At 68.6% G+C, this 25,483-nt stretch carries 27 protein-coding genes and 1 other RNA gene; 12 read left to right on the plus strand and 16 right to left on the minus strand.

What is annotated here, in order from left to right; genetic code table 11:
* From RBT54_RS07135 to RBT54_RS07175, 9 genes are all read right to left on the minus strand, one after another.
* Positions 1–1,296, minus strand: a 1,296-nt coding sequence (locus tag RBT54_RS07135) for a retention module-containing protein (RefSeq protein ID WP_320365593.1), incomplete at its 3' end; no start/stop codon positions are given.
* Positions 1,297–1,455: 159 nt separating this feature from the next.
* Positions 1,456–1,806 (minus strand): hypothetical protein, encoded by a 351-nt coding sequence (locus tag RBT54_RS07140; protein WP_320365595.1) that lies wholly within the window; start codon positions 1,804–1,806, stop codon positions 1,456–1,458.
* Positions 1,803–2,420 carry a response regulator transcription factor gene (locus RBT54_RS07145; protein ID WP_320365597.1) on the minus strand — a complete coding sequence of 206 codons (618 nt, stop codon included), beginning with the start codon at positions 2,418–2,420 and terminating at the stop codon, positions 1,803–1,805. The genes RBT54_RS07140 and RBT54_RS07145 overlap by 4 nt, the downstream gene beginning before the upstream one ends.
* Entirely contained in the window at positions 2,417–3,757 is a 1,341-nt protein-coding gene (locus RBT54_RS07150; RefSeq protein ID WP_320365599.1) for an HlyD family type I secretion periplasmic adaptor subunit, read from the minus strand. Before RBT54_RS07150 ends, RBT54_RS07145 begins: the two co-directional genes overlap by 4 nt.
* Before the next feature lie 29 nt (positions 3,758–3,786).
* The gene (locus RBT54_RS07155; RefSeq protein WP_413788429.1) at positions 3,787–5,970 is read right to left on the minus strand and encodes a type I secretion system permease/ATPase; all 2,184 of its coding nucleotides are present in this window, start codon (positions 5,968–5,970) and stop codon (positions 3,787–3,789) included.
* Positions 5,971–6,124: 154 nt separating this feature from the next.
* Complete coding sequence (locus RBT54_RS07160) at positions 6,125–6,745, minus strand: DUF3299 domain-containing protein (protein WP_320365601.1); 621 nt, start codon at positions 6,743–6,745, stop codon at positions 6,125–6,127.
* A gap of 41 nt (positions 6,746–6,786) precedes the next feature.
* Positions 6,787–8,103 (minus strand): ABC transporter permease, encoded by a 1,317-nt coding sequence (locus RBT54_RS07165; RefSeq protein ID WP_320365603.1) that lies wholly within the window; start codon positions 8,101–8,103, stop codon positions 6,787–6,789.
* Positions 8,100–8,813 carry an ABC transporter ATP-binding protein gene (locus RBT54_RS07170; protein WP_320365605.1) on the minus strand — a complete coding sequence of 238 codons (714 nt, stop codon included), beginning with the start codon at positions 8,811–8,813 and terminating at the stop codon, positions 8,100–8,102. The genes RBT54_RS07165 and RBT54_RS07170 overlap by 4 nt, the downstream gene beginning before the upstream one ends.
* Positions 8,814–8,845: 32 nt before the next feature.
* A complete protein-coding gene (locus RBT54_RS07175; RefSeq protein ID WP_320365607.1) occupies positions 8,846–9,448 on the minus strand; it encodes a DUF2796 domain-containing protein in 603 nt (200 codons plus the stop codon).
* A 170-nt stretch (positions 9,449–9,618) separates the two neighbouring features.
* Here RBT54_RS07175 and RBT54_RS07180 point away from each other — a divergent pair, with 170 nt between their 5' ends.
* The 5 genes from RBT54_RS07180 to RBT54_RS07200 all read left to right on the plus strand — a co-directional run bounded on the left by RBT54_RS07180 (position 9,619) and on the right by RBT54_RS07200 (position 13,160).
* Positions 9,619–10,083: a Fur family transcriptional regulator gene (locus RBT54_RS07180; RefSeq protein WP_320365609.1), complete on the plus strand. Its 465-nt coding sequence runs from the start codon at positions 9,619–9,621 to the stop codon at positions 10,081–10,083.
* Positions 10,080–10,277 carry a hypothetical protein gene (locus RBT54_RS07185; protein WP_320365611.1) on the plus strand — a complete coding sequence of 66 codons (198 nt, stop codon included), beginning with the start codon at positions 10,080–10,082 and terminating at the stop codon, positions 10,275–10,277. Before RBT54_RS07180 ends, RBT54_RS07185 begins: the two co-directional genes overlap by 4 nt.
* A gap of 1 nt (position 10,278) precedes the next feature.
* Positions 10,279–11,139 carry an ABC transporter ATP-binding protein gene (locus tag RBT54_RS07190; RefSeq protein WP_320365613.1) on the plus strand — a complete coding sequence of 287 codons (861 nt, stop codon included), beginning with the start codon at positions 10,279–10,281 and terminating at the stop codon, positions 11,137–11,139.
* Positions 11,140–11,299: 160 nt separating this feature from the next.
* Entirely contained in the window at positions 11,300–12,124 is an 825-nt protein-coding gene (locus tag RBT54_RS07195; protein ID WP_413788430.1) for a metal ABC transporter permease, read from the plus strand.
* Positions 12,125–12,200: 76 nt separating this feature from the next.
* A complete protein-coding gene (locus RBT54_RS07200; RefSeq protein WP_320365617.1) occupies positions 12,201–13,160 on the plus strand; it encodes a metal ABC transporter solute-binding protein, Zn/Mn family in 960 nt (319 codons plus the stop codon).
* Positions 13,161–13,207: 47 nt separating this feature from the next.
* Here the strand turns inward: RBT54_RS07200 and RBT54_RS07205 are convergent, their stop codons facing one another.
* The gene (locus RBT54_RS07205; protein ID WP_320365618.1) at positions 13,208–14,014 is read right to left on the minus strand and encodes a sulfite exporter TauE/SafE family protein; all 807 of its coding nucleotides are present in this window, start codon (positions 14,012–14,014) and stop codon (positions 13,208–13,210) included.
* A gap of 259 nt (positions 14,015–14,273) precedes the next feature.
* On the opposite strand from RBT54_RS07205, the gene RBT54_RS07210 reads away from it, so the two are divergent.
* From RBT54_RS07210 to RBT54_RS07225, 4 genes are read left to right on the plus strand one after another with little or no spacing between them, the layout of a single operon-like run.
* Positions 14,274–14,669, plus strand: coding sequence for a PA2779 family protein (locus tag RBT54_RS07210; protein WP_320365620.1), 396 nt, complete (start codon positions 14,274–14,276; stop codon positions 14,667–14,669).
* A 6-nt stretch (positions 14,670–14,675) separates the two neighbouring features.
* Positions 14,676–15,692, plus strand: coding sequence for a PA2778 family cysteine peptidase (locus tag RBT54_RS07215; protein WP_320365621.1), 1,017 nt, complete (start codon positions 14,676–14,678; stop codon positions 15,690–15,692).
* A gap of 11 nt (positions 15,693–15,703) precedes the next feature.
* Positions 15,704–16,909 (plus strand): DUF4118 domain-containing protein, encoded by a 1,206-nt coding sequence (locus RBT54_RS07220; protein ID WP_320365623.1) that lies wholly within the window; start codon positions 15,704–15,706, stop codon positions 16,907–16,909.
* The gene (locus RBT54_RS07225; RefSeq protein ID WP_320365625.1) at positions 16,906–17,652 is read left to right on the plus strand and encodes a response regulator; all 747 of its coding nucleotides are present in this window, start codon (positions 16,906–16,908) and stop codon (positions 17,650–17,652) included. Before RBT54_RS07220 ends, RBT54_RS07225 begins: the two co-directional genes overlap by 4 nt.
* On the opposite strand, the gene RBT54_RS07230 is transcribed toward RBT54_RS07225, so the two are convergent.
* From RBT54_RS07230 to ilvD, 5 genes are all read right to left on the minus strand, one after another.
* Entirely contained in the window at positions 17,609–19,066 is a 1,458-nt protein-coding gene (locus RBT54_RS07230; protein WP_320365627.1) for a TrkH family potassium uptake protein, read from the minus strand. The genes RBT54_RS07225 and RBT54_RS07230 overlap by 44 nt on opposite strands.
* A 173-nt stretch (positions 19,067–19,239) precedes the next feature.
* Positions 19,240–19,423: non-coding RNA, 6S RNA (gene ssrS, locus RBT54_RS07235), on the minus strand.
* A gap of 33 nt (positions 19,424–19,456) precedes the next feature.
* Positions 19,457–19,759, minus strand: a complete 303-nt coding sequence (locus RBT54_RS07240; RefSeq protein WP_320365629.1) for a cell division protein ZapA — start codon at positions 19,757–19,759, stop codon at positions 19,457–19,459.
* Positions 19,760–19,763: 4 nt separating this feature from the next.
* Positions 19,764–19,958: a hypothetical protein gene (locus RBT54_RS07245; RefSeq protein ID WP_320365631.1), complete on the minus strand. Its 195-nt coding sequence runs from the start codon at positions 19,956–19,958 to the stop codon at positions 19,764–19,766.
* Positions 19,959–20,022: 64 nt separating this feature from the next.
* On the minus strand, positions 20,023–21,873 hold the full coding sequence (ilvD, locus tag RBT54_RS07250) for a dihydroxy-acid dehydratase (protein WP_320365633.1): 1,851 nt from the start codon (positions 21,871–21,873) through the stop codon (positions 20,023–20,025).
* Between the two features lie 98 nt (positions 21,874–21,971).
* Here ilvD and RBT54_RS07255 point away from each other — a divergent pair, with 98 nt between their 5' ends.
* Positions 21,972–22,664 carry a YceH family protein gene (locus tag RBT54_RS07255; RefSeq protein ID WP_320365635.1) on the plus strand — a complete coding sequence of 231 codons (693 nt, stop codon included), beginning with the start codon at positions 21,972–21,974 and terminating at the stop codon, positions 22,662–22,664.
* Between the two features lie 36 nt (positions 22,665–22,700).
* Positions 22,701–23,495, plus strand: a complete 795-nt coding sequence (lgt, locus tag RBT54_RS07260; protein ID WP_320365637.1) for a prolipoprotein diacylglyceryl transferase — start codon at positions 22,701–22,703, stop codon at positions 23,493–23,495.
* Between the two features lie 13 nt (positions 23,496–23,508).
* On the opposite strand, the gene RBT54_RS07265 is transcribed toward lgt, so the two are convergent.
* A complete protein-coding gene (locus RBT54_RS07265) occupies positions 23,509–23,898 on the minus strand; it encodes a two-component system response regulator (RefSeq protein WP_320365640.1) in 390 nt (129 codons plus the stop codon).
* A 199-nt stretch (positions 23,899–24,097) separates the two neighbouring features.
* Between RBT54_RS07265 and RBT54_RS07270 the strand changes: the two genes are divergently transcribed.
* Positions 24,098–25,480, plus strand: a complete 1,383-nt coding sequence (locus tag RBT54_RS07270) for a malonyl-CoA decarboxylase (protein ID WP_320365643.1) — start codon at positions 24,098–24,100, stop codon at positions 25,478–25,480.
* The last annotated feature ends 3 nt before the right edge of the window (positions 25,481–25,483 follow it).

Raw genomic sequence — 25,483 nt, forward strand, 5'->3', positions numbered from 1 at the left:
GTCGGCAACTGCCTCGGCATCTGCCTCGGCATCCGCATCCGCATCGGCATCCGCATCGGCCTCGGCATCGGCATCCGCATCCGCATCGGCGTCGGCATCGGCATCCGCGTCGGCATCCGCATCGGCATCTGCATCTGCATCTGCATCTGCATCTGCATCTGCATCTGCGTCGGCGTCGGCGTCGGCGTCGGCATCCGCATCGGCATCCGCATCTGCGTCGGCATCGGCGTCGGCATCGGCGTCGGCGTCGGCATCGGCATCGGCATCGGCGTCGGCGTCGGCGTCGGCGTCGGCGTCGGCATCGGCATCGGCGTCGGCATCCGCGTCGGCATCGGCATCGGCATCCGCATCGGCATCGCCGTCCGCGTCCGCATCGGCGTCCGCGTCCGCATCGGCGTCCGCATCGGCATCCGCATCTGCATCGGCGTCCGCGTCGGCGTCCGCGTCGGCGTCCGCGTCGGCGTCCGCGTCGGCGTCCGCGTCGGCGTCCGCGTCGGCGTCCGCGTCGGCGTCCGCGTCGGCGTCCGCGTCGGCGTCCGCGTCGGCGTCCGCATCGGCGTCCGCATCGGCGTCCGCATCGGCGTCCGCATCGGCGTCGGCGTCGGCATCTGCATCGGCGTCCGCGTCCGCGTCGGCATCGGCGTCGGCATCCGCATCGGCGTCGGCATCTGCGTCGGCATCCGCGTCGGCATCGGCATCCGCGTCAGCGTCGGCGTCGGCATCTGCGTCGGCGTCGGCATCGGCATCGGCGTCCGCATCCGCATCGCCGTCCGCGTCGGCGTCGGCATCAGCGTCGGAATCGGCATCTGCGTCGGTGTCATCAGCCGTCAGACCGTCCCCTGAGAAATCGCCAGGAGCAGTGGGCGAAGTCTCGAACGCGATCGCGTCCGACGTGGTTTCTTCACTGATACGAAGCAGGCGGACGAAGTTGCTGCCTTCGCCACCGCCGCCACCCGCGAGACCCGCGGCCGGGGCTTCGAGGACGTCGTCCAGGTTTTCACCCTCGTTGAGGGCCTGGATGACTTGCTCGATCGCGCCTTGCGCAACTTGGGCGTCCGTCTGATCGGGACGAGCGGCCTCGGACAGGTCCTGGGTGAGCTTGATCGCCTGCTCCGGGCCAATCTCGAGGCTTTCGCCACCGGTCATGAGCAGCTCTGCCCGCCCACCGGCAGGGGTGACGAGCGACTCGCCCTCGAACAGGGCGTCACCCGCCTTGAGTGATCGAAGATTGCCCTCGGCGTCACGTGCAAGCACGTCGCCAGTGATGGAGACAACCGTCGCGATGATGTCAGGCATTTTCTTGCTCCCGATTCAGGCTGCGCTTCAATGGCGCGCGCCGAGCCGCCCGCAGACGCGGGCTTCACATGTTATGGAGGGAGGCTACGCCTGCAGCGTCGGCGTTTGAATTGGACCTAGGTACAACCGGCGTGACGCAGATCACGGCGCCGGGGACATTCAGATCAGGCCTTCGTCGCGCTCGTCGTCAAGAAGACCGAGGTTGTGCATGCCGGCGCGGGCCTTGCGGCGCGCGAGGAGTTTTTCCTGCGCGGCGGGCGGCAGGTCGGTGAACATGATCACCGAGCGCGCGAGCAGCAGATCGATCAGGTCTTCGAGCACGCGGATGAAGCCGAGGTCCGACTGGCTGAGAAGGCTGTCGGCACCGACCAGGCCCACACCAAAGCGCCTGACCTCCTCGGCGTCGGCGCTGACCTCGATCCAGGCGCTCTTTTCTTCGGCCAGTGCCTCAGGCGCTTCGTGGCTGATGGCGACAATCTGTCCGTCGGCGTTCTGCTTGGCAAACATCATTTGCCTCCCCCGTGCTGCGGGGCGTCGTCGTCAGCCAGCAGCAGGGCGAGTTGCAGCCGGTCGCGCACGTCGAGCTTCTCGAAGATCGAGCCCAGGTGAGCCTTGACCGTGCGCTCGGAGATGCCGAGCTGCGCGGCGATCTCCTTGTTGGAGCGCCCCGCGGCGACTGCCTTGCCCACCTCACGCTCGCGCTGCGACAGCAGGCCGCCCAAGTCCCTCGGCGCAGCGGGCAGGCGCGGTCGCAAGGCGGCGATGAAACGTTCGAGCAAACCCGGGCCAATCCACAGACCACCGCGCTCGACGACCTGCGCCACCTCGCGCAACAGGGCAGGCACGGCGTAGGCATGGCAGTATCCACGCGCGCCGCGCTCCAGGCCGCGCAAGGCCTCTTCGTCGTCCGGCGCGCTGGACACGAGGACGACGGCGCACGACAAGGGCGCGCCGGCAAGGTGCTGCAGCGTGCGCTCCCAGCTCTCGTCTGCAGTGTCGATCCAGACGAGATCGGTCGCCTGCACTGCACCGACCCCATCGACGCACGCGCCGTCCGGGAACGCCTCCTGCCAACGCGAGGAAGGCTTGCTTGAGTTACTGGCGAAAAAAAGGTGTCGGCTCATCGTTCACTCAATGCCATGGCTTTTGCCCGCAGGACGGGCTTGATCAGGTAGCTGAGAATGGTCTTCTTGCCGGTGAGGATGTCGACCTCGACCATCATGCCCGGGATGACGGGAAGGCCTTCGCCGAGACTGGCCTCGACCGTCCTCACCCTGACGACATAGTTGGCATTGCCTTGTTCATCGACGACGGTGTCAGGGCTGATCTGCTCGAGGACCGCCTGCAGTCCGCCGTAAGTGGAAAAGTCATAGGCAGAGAACTTGACCATGGCCTCCTGACCGGGGAGCAGGAAGGCGATGTCGCGCGGCTTGATCTGGACCTCGACCAGGAGCGTATCGTCGAGCGGCACCACCTCGACCACCTCCCTGCCCGGCTGCACGACGCCCCCGACGGTGGTGACCAGAAGGCGCTGCACCGTGCCACGCATCGGTGCGCGGATCTCGGCGTGCTTGACCTTGTCGGCAAGCGAGTCGCTGCCGGCCGACAGACTGCTGATGCGCGACAAGGTGGCGGAGAGCTCGTTGCGCATCTGGTTGCGTACATTGAGCTCGACCTCCTGAATCTTGCCCATCGCCTCGGAGATGGCGGCCTGGACGCGCGAGATCTGCGCGGAGGCCTGATCGCGCTCGCCGCGCAGGCGGGCCACCTCGCGTTCCAGGCGCAGCAGGTCGACCTCGGAGACGGCCCCCGACTCCTTGAGCGGGCGGGTGACGCTGAGCTCCTGCTGCACGAGCGCAAAGCCGCGCGCGGCCTGGTCGCGCCGCGCGATGGTCTCGTTGAGCTCCTGGCGGCGCTGAGTCAACTGCTCGCTGGCGATCGACAGCTGCGCGTTCATCTCGTCGAGGCTCGACTCGTAAAGGCGACGTTCATGGGCGACGATGTCCGGCGCATCCCTCACCACATCGGCCGGAGGCTCGAAGGGCCTGCCCCGGGTGAGAGCCTCAAGACGCGCTGCCTTCGCACGCAGCGACAGGTGTTCGGCCTGGTTCTCGCGCAAGGACGACACGAAACGGGTGGGATCGATCCGCATCAGCAGTTGCCCCGCGTCGACGATCTGACCCTCACGCACGGCAACCTCCTCGACCACGCCGCCATCGACGGACTGGATGATCTGCAGCTGGCTGGAGGGCACCACCTTGCCCTCGCCCCGCGTCACCTCATCCAACTCGGCAAAAGCGGCCCACACCAGCAGCACGACGAACACCAGCCCCCCCAATCGCAACAGGGTGCGCGCGCGTACCGGCTCCTGCTGCAGGCGGGCCCAGTCCGCATCACCGGCCCAGTCGAGATTGTCCGGCGCGGCGGGCAAGCGGACGCGCTGCACCAGCCGCATGAGCATTCCGTCGGCTTTCCTGCGCCTGGCCTGCATCAGGCAGCCCTCCCGATACGCCCTTGACGCAGGGCCTCGATCACTTGTGCCTTGGGGCCGTCGGCAACGACCTTGCCACCATCGACAACGATGATCCGGTCCACCAGATCGAGCAGCGAGGTGCGGTGGGTCACGATCAGCACCGTGCGCCCGGCACAGAACTCGCCCAGGCTGCGTTTGGCCGCATCCTCGCTCGAGTGGTCCATCGATGCGGTGGGCTCGTCGAGCAGCAGGATGGGCGGGCTGCCGATCACCGCGCGGGCGATGGCAACGCCCTGGCGCTGGCCGCCCGAGAGGGATTCGCCGCGCTCGCCAACCACCATGTCGAAGCCGGCAGGGTGGGCGTTGGCGAACTCGAGCACACCGCCGATGCGCGCCGCATTGACCACATCGGCGTCGTCGGCCAGGGGCGCGCCCAGAACGATGTTGTCGCGCAGGCTGCCGTAGAAAAGGGTGACGTCCTGCTGGACGTAGCCGATATTTCGCCTCAGCTCGGCGGGGTCGAGCTGGCGCACGTCGATTCCGTCGACCAGGACCGCCCCCGAGCTGGGCCGATAGAGCCCGAGGATCAGCTTCTCCAGCGTGCTCTTGCCCGAGCCGATGCGGCCCAGGATGCCGACTCGCTCGCCGCTGCGGATGTGCAGGGACACGTTGCGCAGCACCGGGCCCTGGAGCCCCGGATAAGCGAAGGAGACGTCGCGGAACTCGATGTCACCCTGCAGACGGCCACGACTGATGAAGCGTTTGTCATCCGGGCGCTCGACCTCGGTGTGCATGACCTTGTCGATGACCTCGAGCGCGGTCGACGCGCGGTGGTATCGCATCAGCAGCCCTGCCGCCTGCCCCAGGGGCCCCATGGCCCGCGAGGACAGGATGTAGCAGGCGATCAGGCCGCCCATCGAGAGCTGACCATCAGAGATCAGATACACCCCGACCACGATCATCGACATGCTGACCAGATGCTGCGCCAGCGTCGTGCCGTTGGTGACCGTCGCCGAGAGCAGGCGCAGCTGCGAGCCCACGCGCGACAGTTGCGCCGCGCTCTGCTCCCAGCGCCTCTGGAAGCGCGCCTCGGCGACGTGGGCCTTGAGCGTCTCCAGCCCGACCAGGCCCTCGACCAGCGCGGCGTTGCGCTGCGCGCTGGCGCGGTGCGAGGTCTCGGCGAGCGCACGCATCGTCCCCTGCACATACCAGGCGTAGGCGAGCAGCAAGGGCACGGCGACCAGGAAAGGCAGCACCATCGGCAAGGCAATCCAGCCGATGACAGCCATGAACAGCAAGGCGAAGGGCAGATCGACCAGCGTCACCACCGTGGCCGAGCTGATGAAGTCGCGCACCGTCTCGAAGGCGCGCAAGTTGGCCGCGAACGAGCCCGCAGACGCCGGCCGCGCCTCCATGCGCAAGTCGAGCACCCTGGCCATGATGTCGGCCGAAATGCGCATGTCCGCACGGCTACCCGCGAGATCGACAAAGTGCCCTCGCATCACCCGCAGCGCAAACTCGCCCACCAGCACCAGCACCAGCCCCAGGGTCAGCACCCACAAGGTTTCGATCGCATGATTGGGCACGACGCGGTCATAGACATTCATGACGTACAGCGGCATCGCAACGGCAAACACGTTGATCAGCGCGGCCGCCACCAGAACATCGCGATAGAGCGCGCGATTTTCCTTGATCACGCTCCAGAACCAGTGCCCGCCCCGCTTCCGACCCAGTTCGGGCGAACGGGCGTCGAACTCGACCTGGGGCCGGGCGTAGATCGCACGACCGAGGTAGCGGGCATCCAATTCCGCGGCCGGCAACTCGACCACGGCATGGCCGAGCTCGGGGAAGATCACCTGCGCGGCCGTCTCGCCCCGGCCTGGCGCCACCAGCACGCAGGCACGGTCGCCTTCGAGCATCAGCACCGCCGGCAGCAGGGCCGCATTGATATCGTCCAGCTCGCAGGTCACCAGCCGGCTCGACAGGCCCGCACGCCGCGCCGCACGCCCGAACAGCGACGGCGTCAGCCCGCTGCCCGCATCCAGCGGTAATCCGGCCAGTGCTGCCTCGGGTGTGATCGCCCGGTCATGAATACGCGCAAGAATGAGCAGGCAGCCCAACAAATCGTCTGCCGGGGGGCGCTCGCGCGTGGAGACATCGGACACCTCTTTTTCGACCAGCGCAAACTCATCATCAGTCACGGCTCATCCATACGCTTGGTGGTGACACTGGCAGATCTTCCCGAGAATGCATCCGCGAGGAAAGCGTATTCCCGCGTAACGACACCACTAGTTCACGACTGCGCACAATTAAGCTCAAGGACGCGGCAAGCGGATTCGCCTGGCCGGCCAGCATTCACTCCGGCAGCGGCTCCTGATACTCCTCCACCTTCACCCCGCGCAACTGATAGCCCGCCACCCCCATGTCGGAATCGACGCGGCCCACCGCCATCACCCCCTCGACCCACACCGGCAGCATGTTCCAGCCCGCGGGCACCGGCTTGTCCGGGATCACGTGGATGAGCTGGTTTGCGGGCGGCGGGGGCACATGCACACAGGCACCGAAATACGGCACGAGCAGGAATTCGCGAATCTGCTCGCCGTCGGTCTCGAGCGGCACGAGGAACCCGGGGATGCGCACGCGCGCACCGCCCAGGCGCTCGACCACCGGCGCGCGGTCCCACTCCTCCCGCATGCGCTGCATCGCCTCGCTCGCGCGCGGGTCGGCGTCCTGGAGTTCGTCGAGCTTGAGGTCGGCGAGGAAGGCTTTCGGTTTCCAGTCCGTGGGGATGAGGTCGTCCCAGCTGATCTCGCGGAACGCGCCAGTATCGGTCGCGGCCGGCGCTGCCAGGCGGTCGCCGACCTGATACTCGACACCACCCGCAGCAGAGCCCTGAGCGAAGGCCGACGACGGCAACGCCCACAGCAACAGACACGATGCGCCGACTGCGGCACGCAACAAGTTTGCATTCATCATTCAACAGTCCGTCTCGATTCGTTAGACACCTGCATGCCCGCTCACACACGTATGCTCATGCCATCAGCGAGCGAATACCGGTAAGCACGTAGTGCAGGCACCAGGCTTGCGGCCAGGCTCGCGACGAGCACGGCGGCCAGCAGCCGCCACTCCCCCGCGCTCGGCCAACCCAGGCTCAGTTGCAGGCCGTGCTCGCTGGCGAGCCACGGCGCCAGCACGGCGCCGGCACCATACAGCAGCGCCAGTCCGACGGCGACCCCTGCCAGCGCGAGGAGCAGGCTCTCCACCGCCAGCAACGCGAACACCTGGCGCGGACTCGCACCCAACGCACGCAGGATGGCAAGCTCGCGCCGGCGCTCGCCCAGGCTCGCCACCACCACGGCGATCATGCCGGCCAGCCCTACCGCCACCACCAGCGCGGACACCGCCAGCAGCGCCTGCTCCGCGATGCCGACCAGACCCCACAGCTCCTGCAGCGTGGCGCCGGGCAGTATCGCGCTCAGCGCCTCGCCCGCATGCGTGTTGATCTGACGCTGCACGCGAAACACCGCGGTGCGGCTGTGCAGGCCGACCAGCGCGGCGGTGACCGACTTCGGCCGCAGGTCGAACTTGCGCACATGCTCGGGCGCGATGCTCACCCCCGGCATCGGCGCTCCGCCCATCCAGTCGATATGGATCGCCTCGATGCCCTCCAGGCTCACCAGCAGCGCGCGATCGAGCGGCGTGCCACTGCGCGCGAGGATGCCGACGATGGTGAAGGGCTTGTCGGCGTGCTCGGCGAAGCGCGGCCCGCCCGCGTTTCCAGCGCCGCCGATTCCGCTGCCGACGCTGCCGTGGCTGAGCACGATGCGCTGGCCGATCCGATAGCCATGGCGCGCCGCCACCTCGGCGCCGATCACCACCTCGAAGATGTCCTCGGCGCGCGCCGGCGCCTCGGCGAAGGGTCGGCCCGCGGCAAAGGCGAGCGCGCGCGCCTCGCCATGGCGGTAATGGGTGAAGAAGGCCGCGCTCGTGCCGACGACGCGGTGGCCGCGGTGCGAGTCGCCGAGCGCGATCGGCACCAGCCACTTCACCTGCGGCAGCCCGGCGACGTGCTCGATGCTCGCCCACGACACGTTGTTGGTCGCATTGCCGAGATGGAAGACCGAATACAGCAGCAGTTGCACCGGGCCGCTGCGCGCGCCCACCACCAGGTCGGTGCCCGACAGGGTCTGCGCGAAGCCTGCACGCGCATCGTTGCGCAGGCGCTCGACACCCAGCAACAGCGCGACCGCCAGCGCCACCGCGACCACGGTCAGCGCCACCGAAAGACGGCGGTTGGCGATGCTGCGCAGGGACAGCGCGAACACCGGGCTCATCGCGCATCCTCCCCGGCCCCGTGCGCACGATTGAGCGTGGCGAGATCGAGCACGCGGTCGAAATGGACGGCCAGGCGCTGGTCGTGGCTGACGAAGAGCAGCGCCGCACCGGCCGCGGTACATTCCTCGAGCAACAGGTCGATGAAGGTCTGCTGGCGATCGGCGTCAAGCGCCGAGGTTGGCTCGTCCGCCACCACCAGCCCGGGGCGGCCGATCAGCGCGCGCGCCGTCGCCACACGCTGCTGCTGGCCGACCGACAACTGCGCCGCGGGACGCTCGAGCAGGTCGGCAGACAGGTCGAGGCGTGCCGCCAGGCGCACCGCCTCGGCCGCCGGCGTGGAGCCCGCCGCCGCTACGCGCGCCCGGCGCTGCGGCGAAAAGCGGCAGGCGAGCAGGATGTTGTCGCGCGCCGACAGCCAGGGCAGCAGGTTGAAGAGCTGGAACACGAAGCCGACATGGTCGGCGCGGAAGCGGTCGCGCGCGCCGGACGTCAGTGCGCCGAGCGCCTGGCCGGCGACCTCGACCGTTCCCGCCTGCGGCAGGATCACCCCGCCCACCAGCGACAGCAGCGTGGTCTTGCCGCTACCGCTCGGCCCGCGCAGAAACACGCGCTCGCCGGCGCCAATCGTCAGCGCGTCGATGGCGAGGCAGTCGGACGCAGCGCCCGGCCAACGGTAGCGCAGCCCGGCGAGGTGCACGGCCGGGGTCATCTCCGTGCGCTCGGCGGACTGCGTGACAGTCGTCACAGCGCGAGCGTCGCCGCGCCCGACACCAGCACCGCAGCGCCCTGACCGCGTTCAGTCGCGTGCTCGACGCGGAGTTCGCGCAACCGCGGAAACTGCACGAAGGCGCGCACTTCGAGCTGATTCAGCGCCTCCGGCTGCGCGCAGCTAAAGCGGTACGTGACCACGACGTCTTCGTGGCCACCCAGATCGGACTGTGCATGTCCGTGTCCAGCATGAGCGTGCCCCCCCTGCCCGGGCGCAGGCGCCGTGCCGGCCATCGGCCACGGCGATTCGATCTCGGCATGTTCCAGCTTGCAAGCGGCCGCGGCCGGCAGCGCGAACATCGCGCCCGCGTCGCGCAGGCGGCGCCCGGCCTCGGCGAGCGCAGCGCGCTGGGCGTCGCTGGCCGGGGCGTGCTCGAAGCCGACCAGATTATCGAGCGGCGAGATCAGTTCGACGATCAGCGCCCGCCCCTCGAGCGCGACGGTGAGCTCGGCCGCACCGTGCTCGTGGGCGCCGTGCGTGTGCTGGGCTCGGGCGACGGACGGCAGGCCGACAGCGACGAGCAGGGCAACAAGGGACGCGAAGCGGGCGAACGTAATCCGGGTGGAAGGGTGCATGGTGTCAAAGGCGTCGTGAAAGGATGAGCGTCGTGGATCAAGGTCCGTCGGCCGCGGCGGAGTGGTTTGGCAAGCTGCTGCAGCCGTCTTATCTAATGCTACAATGTTGCATCAAAACGCCACCCGATGCCAGCCCGCGCCACACTGACCTACGCCTCACGACCCCGAACATGCCCCATCCCGCCCCTGCCGCCGCGGCCATCGCATCCGCTCGTGACCTCATCGCCGCCCACGGCGGGCGGGTGACGCGCACGCGCGTGGCGGTGATCGAGGCATTGCAAACCTCTTCGCATCCGCTCTCCCACGACGAGATTGGCGCCGCGCTCGCTGCCGACGGTATTGCCCACGACCGCGTCACCCTCTATCGGGCGCTCGACTGGCTGGTCGAACAGGGCATCGCGCAGCGTATCGCCGGCGGCGAGCGCGCCTGGCGCTTCGAGATCCGCCGCAGCGACGAGCATCGCCATGCGCACTTCCACTGCGACCGCTGCGGACAGATCCTCTGCCTCGACGACGTCCCCACCGCCGCCAGCCCTGCGCTGCCGGCCGGCTTCGAACTCGACCGCGCCGAACTCGTCCTGCACGGCGCCTGTGCCGACTGCGGGCGCGCCGGCGTGAAGGGGCATGCCCAATGAACCCGCAAAGCCCCATCGCGCCGAAGCATACCGGCTCGCCCGCGCATCCACACACACATCCTCGCCCCGCCATCGCCCGCCTGCGCCCGTCCCCGGCGCGCAGCCTGCTCGGCGCCGGCGTGCTCGGCCGCCTCGGGCTGGCCGCCGCCGCACTGGTGCTGCTGTGGACCACGATCCTGTGGGCCTTGCGCTGACATGCAGGCCACCATGCTGCCGATGATCCGGCTCGAGAACCTCACCCTCGGCTATGACCGCCACCCGGCGGTGCACCACCTGTCGGGCGAGATTCCGGCCGGCGCCCTGGTCGCCGTGGTCGGCCCCAACGGCGCCGGAAAATCCACCCTGCTCAAGGGCCTGGCCGGCGAACTGCGTCCGATCGGCGGGCGCATCGTGCTGTCCGACCTGCCCTCCGGCGGAGTGGCCTACATGCCCCAGCGCGGCGAGATCGACCACAGCTTTCCGATATCGGTGTTCGAAGTGGTGGCCATGGGCCTGTGGCACGAGATCGGCGCCTTCGGCGGCCTGGCGCGCAGCCAGCGCGAGCGCGTGCGTGCGGCGCTCGCCGCCGTCGGCATGTCCGGCTTCGAGTCGCGCCCGATCGGCTCGCTGTCGGGCGGCCAGTTGCAGCGCGCGCGCTTTGCCCGGCTGATGCTGCAGGATGCACCGCTGATCCTGCTCGACGAACCCTTCGCCGCCATCGACAGCCGCACGGTGGACGACCTGGTTGCCCTGATCCTGGGCTGGCATGGCGAAGGCCGCACGATCCTCACCGTGGTGCATGACCTCGAGCAGGTGCGCCGCCATTTCCCCACTGCGCTGCTGCTGTCGCGCGAACCGGTTGCGTTCGGCCCGACGGCGCAGGTGCTCACGCCCGAATTGCTGGCACGCGCGCGTCGCCTTTCGGAGGCCTTCGACGAGGATGCGCCGGAATGCCAGATCCAGGATATGACCGTGCAGCCGCTGCCGGCCGAGACTGTGCAGACTCGCGGTGACGGTGACGGTGACGCGCATGCGCACGCACACGGGGTGGCGCACTCGCACGACCACCGCCACTGATCGCGGCGCACCCTGCGCCGCAACCTGCCCGGACACCATCGAGTCAGATCCAGCCCCATCGGCCCCCAGACCCTCACAACCTCGCCCCGCCCAGCGCCACGCCCCTGTGACCGAATTCCTCTTCGACCCCCTCATCGCGCCCTTCACCGAGTTCGCCTTCATGCGCCGCGCGCTCGCGGGTTGTCTGGCGCTCGCGCTCGGCGCCACGCCAGTGGGCGTGTTCCTGCTGCTGCGCCGCATGAGCCTGATGGGCGACGCAATGAGCCACGCCATCCTCCCTGGCGCTGCGCTCGGCTACCTCGCCTTCGGCCTGTCGCTCGGCGCGATGACGGTGGGCGGCATCGTCGCCGGTCTGGTGGTGGTGCTGGCGGCGGGCATTGTCACGCGCGCATCCATCCTCAAGGAGGACGCCAGCCTTGCCGCCTTCTACCTGCTGTCGCTGGCGGCCGGGGTGATGATCGTGTCGCTGCGCGGCAAGAACCTCGACCTGCTGCACGTGCTGTTCGGCTCGGTGCTCGCACTCGATGACGCCTCGCTGCTGCTGATCGGCAGCATCGCCAGCGTCACCGTGGTCTGCCTCGCCCTCCTGTTCCGCCCGCTGGTCATGGAGTGCTTCGACCCCGCCTTCCTGCGCGGCGTCAGCCGCTGGTCGCCGGTGGCGCACTACGGCTTCCTGATGCTGGTGGTGATCAACCTGGTGAGCGGCTTCCACGCCCTCGGCACGCTGATGGCGGTGGGCATCATGATCCTGCCCTCAGCCGCCGCCCGCCTGTGGGCGAAGGGGCTGCCGATGCTGCTGTTGCTCGCGGTGCTGTTCGCCTTCGGCAGCGGCGCGGCCGGGCTGCTGCTGTCTTTTCATGCCGACGTGCCCGCCGGCCCGGCGATCGTGCTGGTGTGCGGCGTGGTGTATTTCGTCTCGCTGATCGCCGCGCCAGGGGGATTGCTCGCCGGGCGGCTGCCGGTGCGCCACCACCTCGAATCCTGAACCTGCCGCGCCTCGCGCGCACCGCCGCAAAGTCAGCATTTTTTCAGTTATCAACCCAGCCTCGGAACCGGAACCGATGACGATCAAGCCCCCCTCCTCCGAATTGCGCCATGGCCTGCGCGCCCTCGCGACCGCCTGCGCCGCCCTGCTCATCGGCAGCACCGCCCACGCTCAGAACCTGGACGTGACGACGAGCTTCAGCATCCTCGGCGACCTCGTCACCCAGGTCGGCGGCGAGCGAGTGAAGGTGCACACCCTGGTAGGTGCCGATGAGGACGCCCACGCCTTCCAGCCCCGCCCCTCCGACGCGCGCAGTGTCGGCGGCGCGACCCTGGTGGTGGTGAACGGACTCGGCTTCGACGACTGGATGGTGCGCCTGGCACGCTCGGGGGGTTACAAGGGCGAGGTGGTGGTCGCGAGCGCGGGCATCGACACGCTGGGGATGACGAAGGACGACCATGGACACGATCATGGCCACCACCACGAGGAGGCCAATGGCAAGGCGGTGGACCCGCATGCCTGGCAGGACGTCGGCAACGTGCGCCGCTACATCGCCAACATCGCCGACGCGCTCGCCAAGGCCGACCCGGCAGGCGCTACCGCCTATCGGGCCAACGCCGAGCGCTACGACGGCGAATTGCAGGCCCTCGACGCAGAGATCCGCGCCACCTTCGAAGCCCTGCCCGCCGAGCGGCGCAAGGTGGTGAGCTCGCACGCCGCCTTCGGCTATTTCGGCCGCGCGTACGGCGTCCGCTTCCTGTCCCCGGTCGGCGTGTCTAACAACGCGGAGCCGACCGCACAGGGCGTCGCCCGCCTGATCCGTCAGCTCAAGGCCGAGAATGTACCGGCCGTGTTCATCGAGAACGTCGCAGACCCGCGCCTGATCGAACGCATCCGCAGCGAGAGTGGCGCTCGGGTCGGCGGCACGCTGTATTCGGACGCGCTATCGAAGGCCGACGGCCCGGCGCCGAATTACCTGCAGATGATGCGCGCCAACCTCGACACGCTGCGCAATGCCCTGAGCGGTGGCAGCTGAGAGGTCTGCGAAGCGCGGCGCCGACGCCCGAGCGCCGCCCGAGCTCCTCAACCAAACAGGCTGTGCAGCATCTTCGCGCACAGCAGCATCAACACCCCGGCGAACACCTTCTTCAGCGTCGCCACCGGCAGGCGGTGCGCGAGCCTCGCACCCAGCGGCGCGAAGAACATGCTCACCCCCGACACCAGCACCAGCGCCGGCAGATAGATGTAGCCCAGGGTCAGTGGTGGCGTATCGGGGGCGCCCCAGCCATTGACCAGATAGCCCACGGTGCCGGCGATCGCGATCGGGAGGCCGATCGCCGCCGAGGTGCCGATCGCGTTCTGCACCTTGACGTTGCACCAGGTCATGAACGGCACCGACAGCGAGCCGCCCCCGATCGCCACCAGCGCCGAGATGCCGCCGATGCCCAGCCCCGCCGCCGTCATCCCCACCGCGCCCGGCAGTTCGCGCGCGGGCTTGGGCTTGATGTTGAGCAGCATCTGCACCGACACGTAGGCCATGAAGGCCGCGAAGAAGATCGCCAGCGGCACGGTGTCGACGCGCGCAGCGATGAAGGTGGCGCCGAAAGTGCCGACCAGGATGCCGGGCGTGATCATGCGCACCACATCCCAGCGCACCGCGCCGTGCGCATGGTGGGCGCGCAGGCTGGACACCGAGGTCAGCACGATCGCTGCCATCGAGGTGCCGAGCGCCATGTGCACCACCTGGTCGTGCGGAAAATCCTGCGCCAGGAAGAAGGTGGTGAGCATCGGCACCATGATGCCGCCACCGCCCACGCCGAGCAGGCCGGCGAAAAAGCCCACGACCACCCCGAGCACGGGGTAGGCGAGCCACCAGATATCGACATCCATGAAGTTCTCTCTTGTTCTGGCCTGCGCCGCCGGCGGGCCTGTGCCGGACGGCGAAACCCCGAACTATCAACCAGGCCACCTGCTGGCGGCAAGCCTGGCGGCAACAAGCGCGCATGCACCACAGGTGCAACGGAAGCAACTCGATGCAATCTCCCCCACCCTGCCGGCGCCACGTGCCGAGCCGGATCCCCTATAGTCGACCGGCTCGCCGCCAGAGAAACGGCGTGCGCGCGTCCCGCCACCGATCGAGGAGAAAAAAATGAAACGCATCCAGCGCCTGCTCGCCGTCGTGCTCAGCGCCAGCATCCTCAACGTCAGCGCCATCCACAGCGCCCAGGCCGCGCTCGTCCCCACCGAGGAGGCGGCGCGGCTGGCCGGCGTGACTCAGGCCGAATCGGGGCATGCCCGCCTCACCGCCGCACTCGCACGCGACGACGTGCGCGCCGAGATGCTGCGCCAGGGAGTCGACCCGACTCTCGCCCAGGAACGCATCGCCGCCCTCACCGACGACGAGGCCACGCGCCTCGCGGACCAGATCGACAGCGCGCCCGCCGGCGGCATCATCGGCGCCATCCTGCTGGTGTTCTTCGTGCTGCTGATCACCGACATCCTGGGTCTGACCAAGGTCTTCCCCTTCACCCGTTCGATTCGCTGACGGCGCATGGCCATCGGCCTTGATGAGGCGATCGCGGCAGGGGACGGGCGTGTCGCCGTCCGCACACCGCGATCGTACGCATCCGTGCTGGCCATGCTCGCGCTGGTGCTGATGGCGCTGCTGGCGAGCGGCTGCGCCATCCAGACGCCCGCATTACTGGCCCAGACGCCGGCCGGGCTGCCCGGCCGCGTCGAGCTCGCCGACACGCCCTTCTTCCCCGACGACAGCCACTTCTGCGGGCCGGCGGCGCTCGCCACCGCGCTGTCCGCCGCCGGCCTGCCCACGCGACCGGAAGATCTCGTCGGCCGCGTCTTCCTGCCCGGCCGCGAAGGCTCGCTGCAGATCGAGATGCTGGCCGGCGCCCGCCGCAGCGGTGCGGTCGCGACCCTGATCCCGGGCACGCTCGAGGCCTTGCTGCGCGAGCTCGCCGCCGGAAATCCGGTGGTCGTGCTGCAGAACCTCGGCCTGTCGTGGGCGCCGTCCTGGCACTATGCGGTGGCCGTCGGCTACGACCTCGACGCCGGCACGATGCTGCTCCGATCCGGGCCGATGCAGCGCCAGGCGCTCGCGCTGCGCACCTTCGAACACACCTGGCAGCGCGGCGGACACTGGGCCTTCGTCACCCTGCCTCCCGGCACGCTCGCCGCGACCGCAAGCGAGGCCGAGGCCACCTCGGCCCTGGTCGCCTTCGAGCGCTCGGCACCCCCCGCCGCCTCGGCCACGGCCTATCGTGCCGGACTGCAGCGCTGGCCGCACAGCTACACCCTGGAGATGGGCCTGGGCAACGCGTCTCATGCCGCGGGCGACCTGCCCGGCGCGGAGGCCGCCTTCGGCCGCGCCGCCGACACGCACGACCAGGCGGCGGCGCACAACAATCGCGCCCGTGTGCTGCTGGAGCTCGACCGCCCCGCCGCGGCACGGCAGGCGGCGCAACGCGGGCTGGCCGTCGCCGGCCCGCTGCGCGCCACCCTGCTCGACACGCTGCAGGCGATCGACGCGCGCGGACCCGCGCCTGCGCACTGAAACCGGTCCACATGCCCGCCGCCCCGATGCGCCGGCCCTGCTGGCTCGACTACGCAAAGGCCGCACTCGCGGTGGTCGCGATCGCGCTACTCGGTGCGCCGCTGCTCGGTCAGTTCGACCTCGCCAACATCGCGATGCTGTTTCCGCTCGCGGTGCTGTTCGCCGCGATCCGGCTCGGGCGCGGGCCGGCGGTGTTCGCGGCCTTCCTGTCGGTGGCGCTGTTCGACTTCTTCTTCGTGCATCCGCACTTCACGCTCGCGGTGTCCGACCTGCAGTACCTGCTCACCTTCGCCGTGCTGCTGGCGGTGGCGCTCACCACCGCGGAGCTCGCGGCCCGCCTGCGCCGCGAGCGCGACAGCGCCGAGGCGCGTGGCGAGGAGGCGGCGCGGGCGCGGCTGGCGGTGGAGTCCGAGCGCTTGCGCAACACGCTGCTCGCCTCGCTGTCGCACGACCTGCGCACGCCGCTCACCGCGCTCGCCGGGCTGGCCGAATCACTACCGCTCGCCGGCCCGCCGCTACCGCCCGCCCAGGCCGAGCTGGCCGAGGCGATCCGCGCCGAGGCCTTGCGTACGCATGCACTGGCGCGCGACCTGCTCGACCTCGCCCGCCTGCAATCGGACGCGCCGCACCTCGCGCTCGACTGGATTGCCGCGGACGAGCTCATCGGCAGTGCCGTACATTCGCGCACACACCCGCTGCGCGCGCACACGCTCACGCTGGATCTGCCCGACGACCTGCCCCTCCTGCACGCCGACGCCGTGCTGATGCAACGCGTTCTGTGCAACCTGCTCGACAACGCGGTCGCGCATACGCCAGCCGGAGGGTGCATCACGATCAGCGCCCGCAACACGGCGGCCGGCGCCGCGTCCGATGCGGCGCCCCCCTGGCTGGAGATCCAGGTCTGCGACGACGGTTGCGGGCTGCCGCCGGGCCGGGAGCAGGCGATCTTCGAGCGCTTCGTCCGCGGCGCCGCCCCAAGGTCCGCGGGCGCCGCAGACCACCGCCACGAACCCGCTCGTGCGCCGACCACCGGGGACGAAGGCACCGGCCTCGGGCTTGCACTCGTGCGAGCCATCATCGAGGCCCACGGCGGCAGCGTCGCCGCGCACAATCGATCTACCGGCGGTGCCTGCGTCAACCTGCGCATGCCGCTGCCGCCACAGCCCGAGCCACCACCGCCGGAGGCCTGCGCCCTCACCGCAGGTCGCAACACATGAAAGCACCCCACCCACCCGCGCCCGTTGTGCTGCTGGTCGAGGACGAGGCCGGCATCCGCCGCTTCGTGCGTGCCGCGCTCGAAGCAGACGGGTGCGCGGTCCACGAGGCGGCCTCGCTCGAACGCGGGCGCATCGAACTGGCGAACCGGCGCCCGGACCTGCTGGTGCTCGACCTCGGCCTGCCCGACGGCGACGGCCTCGTCCTGCTCGCCGAGTTACGCCAGTGGAGCGGCATGCCGGTGCTGGTGCTGTCGGCGCGCAGCAACGAGGCCGACAAGGTCGGCGCCCTCGATGCCGGCGCCGACGACTACCTCGCCAAGCCCTTCGGGGTGGCAGAACTCCTCGCCCGCGTGCGTGCCCTGCTGCGGCGTTCCATGCGTCCGCCGCAGGCTGCCTCGCGCATCGTGTTCGGCGAGGTCGTGGCCGACCTGGACCAGCGCACGGTCACACGCGCGGGCCAGCCGGTGCATCTGACCCCGATCGAATACCGGCTGCTCAGCCTGCTGATCGCCGGCGGCGGACGGCTGGTGACCCAACGCCAGTTGCTCGCCGGCGCCTGGGGGCCGAATCACGTCGAGCATGCGCACTACCTGCGGGTGTACATGACGGGTCTGCGCCGCAAGCTCGAGCGCGATCCGCGCCTGCCCACCCACATCCTGACCGAACCGGGCGTCGGCTACCGGCTCGTGCTCGAGACGCTCAGCGACGCCAGAACGCCGGCGTCAGCACCACCAGCAGGGTGAAGATCTCCAGCCGGCCGAGGATCATCGCGAAGCTCAGCACCCAGGTCTGGAAATCGCTCAGGCCCTGGTAGTTGCCCGCAGGCCCGACCGCCGCCAGACCCGGCCCAGTGTTGTTGATGCAGGCGACCACGCCCGAGAACGCGGTGACGAGGTCCAGCCCGGAAGCGGCGAGGACCAAGGTCAAGCTGACGATGCTGACCATGTACATGAAGCTGAACGCGAGCACCGCATGCAGCACATTGTCGGAGACGCGCTGGCTGCCGAGCCGCAGCGGCACCACCGCGCTCGGATGCAGCGAGCGCACGATCTCGCGATGCACCTGCTTGTAAAGGATGATGGCGCGCATCATCTTGATGCCACCGCCGGTCGAGCCCGAACACGCCGCAAAACTGCCCAGGAACAGGATCCAGATCTGGGCGAACATCGGCCACACGGTGTAATCGTAGGTCGCCAGCCCGAGCGAGGTGGCGAGCGACACGGCATGAAAGGACACGTGGCGGAACGCGAGCGCGCCATCCCGATAGGTGCCGCCCTCGAGCAGATACACGGTGAGAAAGACCACGGTCACCGAGAGTACGCCGAAGAACCAGCGCAGTTCGGGGTCCTGGCCATAGGGGCGCGGCGTGCGGTGCACCAGGGCGAGATAGTGGGTTGCATAGTTGATCCCCGAGAGCAGCGCGAAGACGATGGTCACCGTCTCGATCGGCACGCTCTCGAAGGCGCCGAGGCTGGCGTCACGAGTGGAAAAGCCGCCCAGCCCCATGATCGAGAAGGCGTGGATGACAGCCTCCCAGGTCGGCATGCCGACCGCCCACAGGGCCACTCCGCACGCCACGGTCAGCAGCACATAGACGGTCCACAGACCCTTTGCGGTCTCGGCGATGCGCGGGGTCAGGCTGGACTCCTTCATCGGCCCGGGCGTCTCCGCGCGAAAGATCTGCCTCCCGCCAATACCCAGCAACGGGAGCACCGCGACCATCAGCACGATGACCCCCATGCCGCCGATCCAGTGCATGAAGGTGCGCCACAGGTTGATCGACACCGGCAGCGCATCGAGCCCGGTGAGCACCGTGGCGCCGGTGGTGGTGAGGCCGGAGGCAGCTTCGAAGTAGGCGTCGGTGAAGGACAGCGCGGGCAGATAAAGCATCAGCGGCAAGGCGCCGAATATCGGCGTGAGCAGCCAGGTCGCCGCCACCAGCAGAAATCCGTCGGAAACACGAAGACTACGTTGAACGCCGCGCGTGCCCGCCCACATCAACAGGCCGCTCGCAAAGGTGGCCAGGATGGCGAGGTCGTAGGCTGCGGTTGCACCATCTTCGAGCGCGAATGACACCGCGAGCGGAAAGCCCATGACCAGCCCGAACAGCATCAGCATCATGCCGAGCACACTCAGGACAGGAAAATAGGTTTGCATTGCAACAACCGCGGCGCAGACGCCTGAAGGCGGAAAACCTCGTGGATGCTAGGCCGTCGCGCGTAAAGATGGCGTTAAGAGTTTGCAGTGCACCATCCCAGGACGCGGATGCGCGCCGAAAACGCGCGAAGACGCAAAGAGGGCGCGGTGATCGCTCACCGCGCCCTCTTGTCTGGCCCCCCGCCTGTGCCGTCTAGGCCGAGCATCCTGAACCTAGGGTTCAGGGAGGTCACGTCCCTACCGCTTCAGGATCACCCGGCGAGGGGCGTTCACACCAGCGGAATAAATGGTCGGCAACCGAGTCTCTCGACTATTGGTTCAAGGAATCTACGACTTCAACGAACACTGCAGGGGATTGATCGGTCCTGCTCGTACTGCAATTTCAGCCATTCAGAAGAGTTTGTCCTGCTGAGCCAGCACCCCATCCAAACGTGCTTTCATGAGTCCGATTCTACGCTTCATCCCTGGCATGTCAAACCCGTTGCCGCGCTGGTACTGGAGGAATTCGTGGGCGATGTTGAGCGCGGTCATGACCGCGAGCTTTTCGCCGGAAGAGTTCGTTTTTGCCCCCAGTTCGCGGAATTTGTCGTCCAGAAAGGCGACCGTTGCCAGCAGTTCGTCACGATTTTCGGGCGTACACGAAATGCGATATTCCTTTCCCAGCAGCGTCATGTCGAGGTGTTCGGCGGACATCGCTTCAGGCCTCCGGCAGTGTGTCGAGCAGGCCCTCGAGGCGGTCCGCGGCGAGGCGGACCTTGTCGGCGAGCTTGCGGTTTTCGGCTTCCAGCCGGACGATGCGACCGCGCAACGCGCCGTTGTCGGCCCTCAGGCGATCGTGCTGGCTGATCAGTTGCTCGAGCTGGGCTTCGAGCTGTGCGAGTTCGGTATCCATGGCGTCGATGGTAGTGAGCGACCGATGAGGGGTCAATGAACCGGGGTGAATGAACCCTGGTGCATCAACGCTGGACCTGGGTCACGTCACGCACCGCGCCGGTGTCGGCCGAGGTGGTGAGCGCAGCGTAGGCCTGCAGCGCGGCCGAGACCACGCGCTCGCGCTTGACCGGCTTCCAGGCTGCGGCTCCCCTCGCCTCCATCGCGGCGCGGCGGCGAGCAAGCTCGTCATCAGCGATCGCCAGGCGGATGCTGCGGCTGGGGATGTCGATCTCGATCGTGTCACCCTCCTCGACCAGCGCGATCGCGCCGCCGCAAGCCGCCTCGGGCGAGGCATGGCCAATCGACAGGCCGGAGGTGCCGCCCGAGAAACGCCCATCGGTGAGCAGCGCACACTGCGCGCCCAGGCCGCGGCTCTTGAGGTAGGAGGTCGGGTAGAGCATCTCCTGCATGCCGGGGCCGCCCTTGGGGCCTTCGTAGCGGATCACCACCACGTCGCCAGCCTGGACCCGCTCGCCGAGGATGCCCTCGACCGCGTCTTCCTGGCTCTCGAACACGCGGGCCTTGCCGGTGAATTTCCAGATGGACTCATCCACCCCGGCGGTCTTCACGATGCAGCCCTTCTCGGCGATATTGCCGTAAAGCACCGCAAGGCCACCGTCGGCGGTGAAGGCGTGTTCCTTGTTGCGGATGATGCCGTGCTCGCGGTCAGCGTCGAGTTCCCTCCAGCGCCGGTCCTGGCTGAAGGCAACCTGGGTGGGCACGCCGCCCGGCGCGGCGCGGTAGAAGGTATGCACCGCCTCGTCGGTGGTGCGCTTGATGTCCCATTTGTCCAGCGCATCGGCCATCGAGGCGCTGTGCACGGTGGGCACATCGGTGTGCAGCAGGCCGGCGCGATCGAGCTCGCCAAGGATGGACATGATGCCGCCGGCACGATGCACGTCCTCGATGTGCACGTCGGCGATCGCGGGCGCCACCTTGCACAGGCAGGGCACGCGGCGGCTGATGCGGTCGATGTCCTTCATGGTGAAGTCGACGCCGCCCTCGCTCGCCGCGGCGAGCAGGTGCAGCACGGTGTTGGTCGAGCCGCCCATGGCGACGTCGAGGCTGATCGCGTTCTCGAAGGCCTTGAAGCTGGCGATCGAGCGCGGCAGCGCCGAGGTGTCGTCCTTTTCGTAGTACCGACGCGCCAGATCGACGATGCGGCGCCCGGCCTCCTTGAATAGGCGCTCACGGTCGGCATGGGTGGCGAGCGTGGTGCCGTTGCCCGGCAGGGACAGGCCGAGCGCCTCGGTGAGGCAGTTCATCGAGTTGGCGGTGAACATGCCCGAGCACGAGCCGCAGGTCGGGCAGGCCGAGCGCTCGATGGCGTCGACTTCCTCATCCGAGCAGTTCTTGTCCGCGGCCTTGACCATCGCATCGACCAGGTCGAGCGAGATCACCTTGGACTCCCACTTGACCTTGCCGGCCTCCATCGGCCCGCCGGAGACGAAGATCGCCGGGATGTTCAGGCGCAGCGCAGCCATCAGCATGCCCGGGGTGATCTTGTCGCAGTTCGAGATGCACACCAGCGCGTCCGCCGTGTGGGCGTTGCACATGTATTCGACGCTGTCGGCGATGAGCTCGCGCGAGGGCAGCGAGTACAACATGCCGCCGTGGCCCATGGCGATGCCGTCATCGACCGCGATGGTGTTGAATTCCTTGGCGACGCCGCCGGCGGCCTCGATCTCGCGTGCAACGAGCTGGCCGAGGTCCTTCAGGTGCACGTGGCCGGGCACGAACTGGGTGAAGCTGTTGGCGATCGCGATGATCGGCTTTTCGAAGTCGCCGTCCTTCATGCCGGTGGCGCGCCACAGGGCGCGGGCGCCCGCCATGTTGCGGCCGGCGGTCGAGGTGCGGGAACGATACTGGGGCATGAAGGCGCTCCGGAAAATCTGCAGGAAAGGTTGCGATTCTAACGCGCGCCACGAAGCATGCGTATCATCCCGGTTCTCGTCACCCGCCAGGAGCGCCCATGCAAGATCCGAACCCCGCTGTCGACAACGCCAGCGCACCCGGTTTCGACCTGGATACCGCCGAACTCCGCGTGCTGGGCGTGCTGATCGAGAAAGCCTTCATCACCCCCGACGCCTACCCGCTATCGATCAACGCCATCACCACCGGCAGCAACCAGCTCACCGCGCGCGAGCCGGTGATGAGCCTGAGCGAGGCCGAAGTGCAGGCCGCGGTGGATAGCCTGATCGCGCGCCGCCTGGTGTCCAAGCGCGACCAGCAGAGCGCGCGCGTGCCCAAGTACGAGCACCTGGTGCGCCTGCGCCACTCGCTGCCGCCGGCCGAGCAGGCGGTGCTGGCGATCCTGCTGCTGCGCGGCGCCCAGACCGCCGGCGAGCTGCGTCAGCGCTGCGAACGTCTGTACCGCTTCGACGACGTCGCCGCGGTGGAGACGGTGCTCGAGCACCTGGCCGAGAAGTACCCGCCGCTGGTCGCCGCCCTGCCGCGCGCGCCTGGCACCAAGGAGACGCGCCACGTGCATCTGCTCGGTGGCGATGCGCTGGTGCAGGAAATGGCCGAGGCTCAGGCCGGTGGCGCCAACGCGGGCGGCGGACGCGGGCGGATCGCGGACCTCGAGGACGAGGTGCGCCGCCTGCGCGAGGAGTTCGAGACGCTGCGCGACGAGTTCGCCACGTTCCGCAAACAGTTCGACTGACGCGCCGAGCGTCCAGCTTCCCACACCAAGACTCCAATGCTGATCCACCCCCAGTTCGACCCCATCGCCTTCTCGCTCGGCCCGCTCTCGGTGCGCTGGTACGGCCTGATGTACCTGATCGCCTTCGTGCTCTTCGTCGTCCTCGGCCGTCTGCATGCGCGCCGCCGCCCGGAGCTGGGCTGGAACGCGCAGATGATCGACGACCTGCTGCTGTACGGCGTGATCGGGGTGATCGTGGGCGGGCGACTGGGCGAAGTGCTGTTCTTCCAGCCCGGCTACTACCTGCAGCACCCGGGCGAGATCCTCGCGGTGTGGAAGGGCGGCATGAGTTTCCACGGCGGCTTCCTGGGCGTGCTGGTGGCGATGTGGGTGTACGGCCGCAAGCGCGGCAAGGGCTTCTGGCAGGTCACCGACTTCATCGCGCCGCTGGTGCCGACCGGGCTCGCGGCGGGTCGCGTCGGTAACTTCATCAATGGCGAACTGTGGGGCCGGCCGGTCGATGGCGAGTTGCCGTGGGCGATGGTGTTCCCGTGGGTGGATGCGGTGCCACGCCATCCGTCGCAGCTCTACCAGGCGGCAGGCGAGGGGCTGCTGCTGTTCGTGATCCTTTGGTTTTACGCCGCCAGCCCGCGCCCGTTACGTGCGGTGTCGGCGATGTTCCTGATCGGCTACGGCAGCCTGCGCTTCATCGCCGAGTTTTTCCGCACGCCCGACCCGGGCATCTTCGGCACGCTGTCGCTCGGCCTATCCACCGCACAATGGCTGTGTGTGCCGATGGTGGTGGTCGGCGGACTGATGCTGGTGGGCGCCTCGCGGGGCACGCAGCGCTGAAGCGGTCCCGCGGCTAGACCGCGTCGGCGGCCGTCAGGCCATGAAGCAGCGCTGGCAGATCAGCGAGTACGCCGATCGCGTCGGCGCCGAGGGCACGCGCAGCCGAGCCCGCCATCGAATCCGCGGCGGGCACCAGCGCGATGATGCAGCTCCCCGGCGCCATGCGCTTGAGCAGACCGACCAGGCGTGCCGGCTCCTCGGGCATGATCTGACAGTCGAGGACGACGATGTCGGGCGCGCACTGGAAGTAGCGCGCAAGCGCCTGGCTCTCGGTGTGCGCGCGGCCGACCACCTCGACTCCGCGCAACGTCGCCTGGACCAGCTGCCGCTCGACCACACCCTCGCCTTCCTGTTCGGGAATCACGATCAGCAACCGTATCGGCGCCCCTTCGTCGGACCTCATCGCCTGTGCCTGCACAATGTCATTGCCCTTCAAGATGGCATATCAATACGCCATGCGCAATCACAGCAAAGCCCGGCGCAGTTTTGCGCGCCGGACCGTGAAATACGCACGCGAGGGAGAAAAGCATCCCACAATGCCCTACCCAAAGCGGGCTATGATCGTATCAGAATATTTAACCTGAATCGGGCAGGAGGGCACGATGGCGGGAACAGGTCTGGTATCCCGCGGGCTGACCAAGGTACGTGAGCTGGTGGCCAGCGCCACCCATTTCGGCAAGCCGCCGGAGGCCGACGACCTTGAGCGGATCCGCACCCAGTTGCAGGAATGCGCGGAAGGCCGCGGCGGCGAGGTCTCGACGCGACAGCGCGCAGCGCGCCTTGCGGAGACCTATCTGCGCCTCGACGACGCCGGTCGCCACGCCTTCCTCAAGCTGATCGCACATGAGTTCGGCCCCGACCCGCGCCAGGTCGCAAGTGCCCACGAGGCCTACCAGGCGGCAATCGGCACCCCCGGACAATGGGACGCAGAGGCCCGGCTGCGCGCCGCGATGCGCTCGCGCCGGCTGCGCATCCTGACCCAGTTCAACGCCATTCCGCAGGGCGTCAAGTTCCTGGTCGACCTGCGCGCGGATCTGCTGCGCTTCGTCACCGAAGACCCGCTGCTCAAGCCGCTCGATCGCGAGTTGGAGACTCGCCTGTCGGCCTGGTTCGATGTCGGCTTTCTCGAGCTGCAGCGCATCACCTGGACCTCGCCCGCGGCGCTGCTCGAGAAGCTGGTCGAATACGAGGCGGTGCACGAGATCCGCTCCTGGGAAGACCTCAAGAACCGCCTCGACTCCGATCGTCGCTGCTACGCCTTCTTTCATCCGCGCATGCCGCTCGAGCCGCTGATCTTCGTGCAGGTCGCACTGCTCGAGGAAGTCGCCGACAACGTGCAGCGCCTGCTCGACATCGAGGCGCCGCTCGCCGACGCCAGCCGCGCGAACACGGCGATCTTCTATTCGATCAGCGCCACCCAGGCTGGCCTGCGCGGCGTGAGCTTCGGCAACTTCCTGCTCAAGCGCGTGATCGACGACCTCAAGCGCGACTTCCCGCGCCTGAAGACCTTCGCCACGCTGTCGCCCATTCCCGGCCTCGTCCGCTGGGTGCAGCGCAACCCCGAGGAGTTCGCCAGCGCGATCACACCGGCAGACTGGAAGCGCCTCGCCGCGCTCGGCGTCACCGGCGCAGAAGCCCCCGTGCTCGCCACGATGCTCGAGGGTGACCGCGCATGGTCGCAAGACGAGGCCCTGCAGCAGGCGCTGCGCGAGCCGCTGCAGCGTCTGGCGGCACGCTACCTGCTCGACGCACGGCGCGGCGACAAGCTGGTCGACACCGTCGCCCGCTTCCACCTCGGCAACGGCGCCCGCGTCGAGCGCCTGAACTGGCTGGCAGACAGGTCCGACAAGGGCCTGAAGCAGTCCTGGGGGATGATGGTCAACTATCTGTACGACCCCGACCACATCGAAGCCAACCTCGAGAACTTCGCCACCGAGGGCAGGATCGCCGCCTCCTCTGGAGTTCGCCGCCTGGCGCGGCGCTGATTC

Source organism: Thauera sp. (assembly GCF_034003485.1).
Lineage (GTDB): Bacteria > Pseudomonadota > Gammaproteobacteria > Burkholderiales > Rhodocyclaceae > Thauera.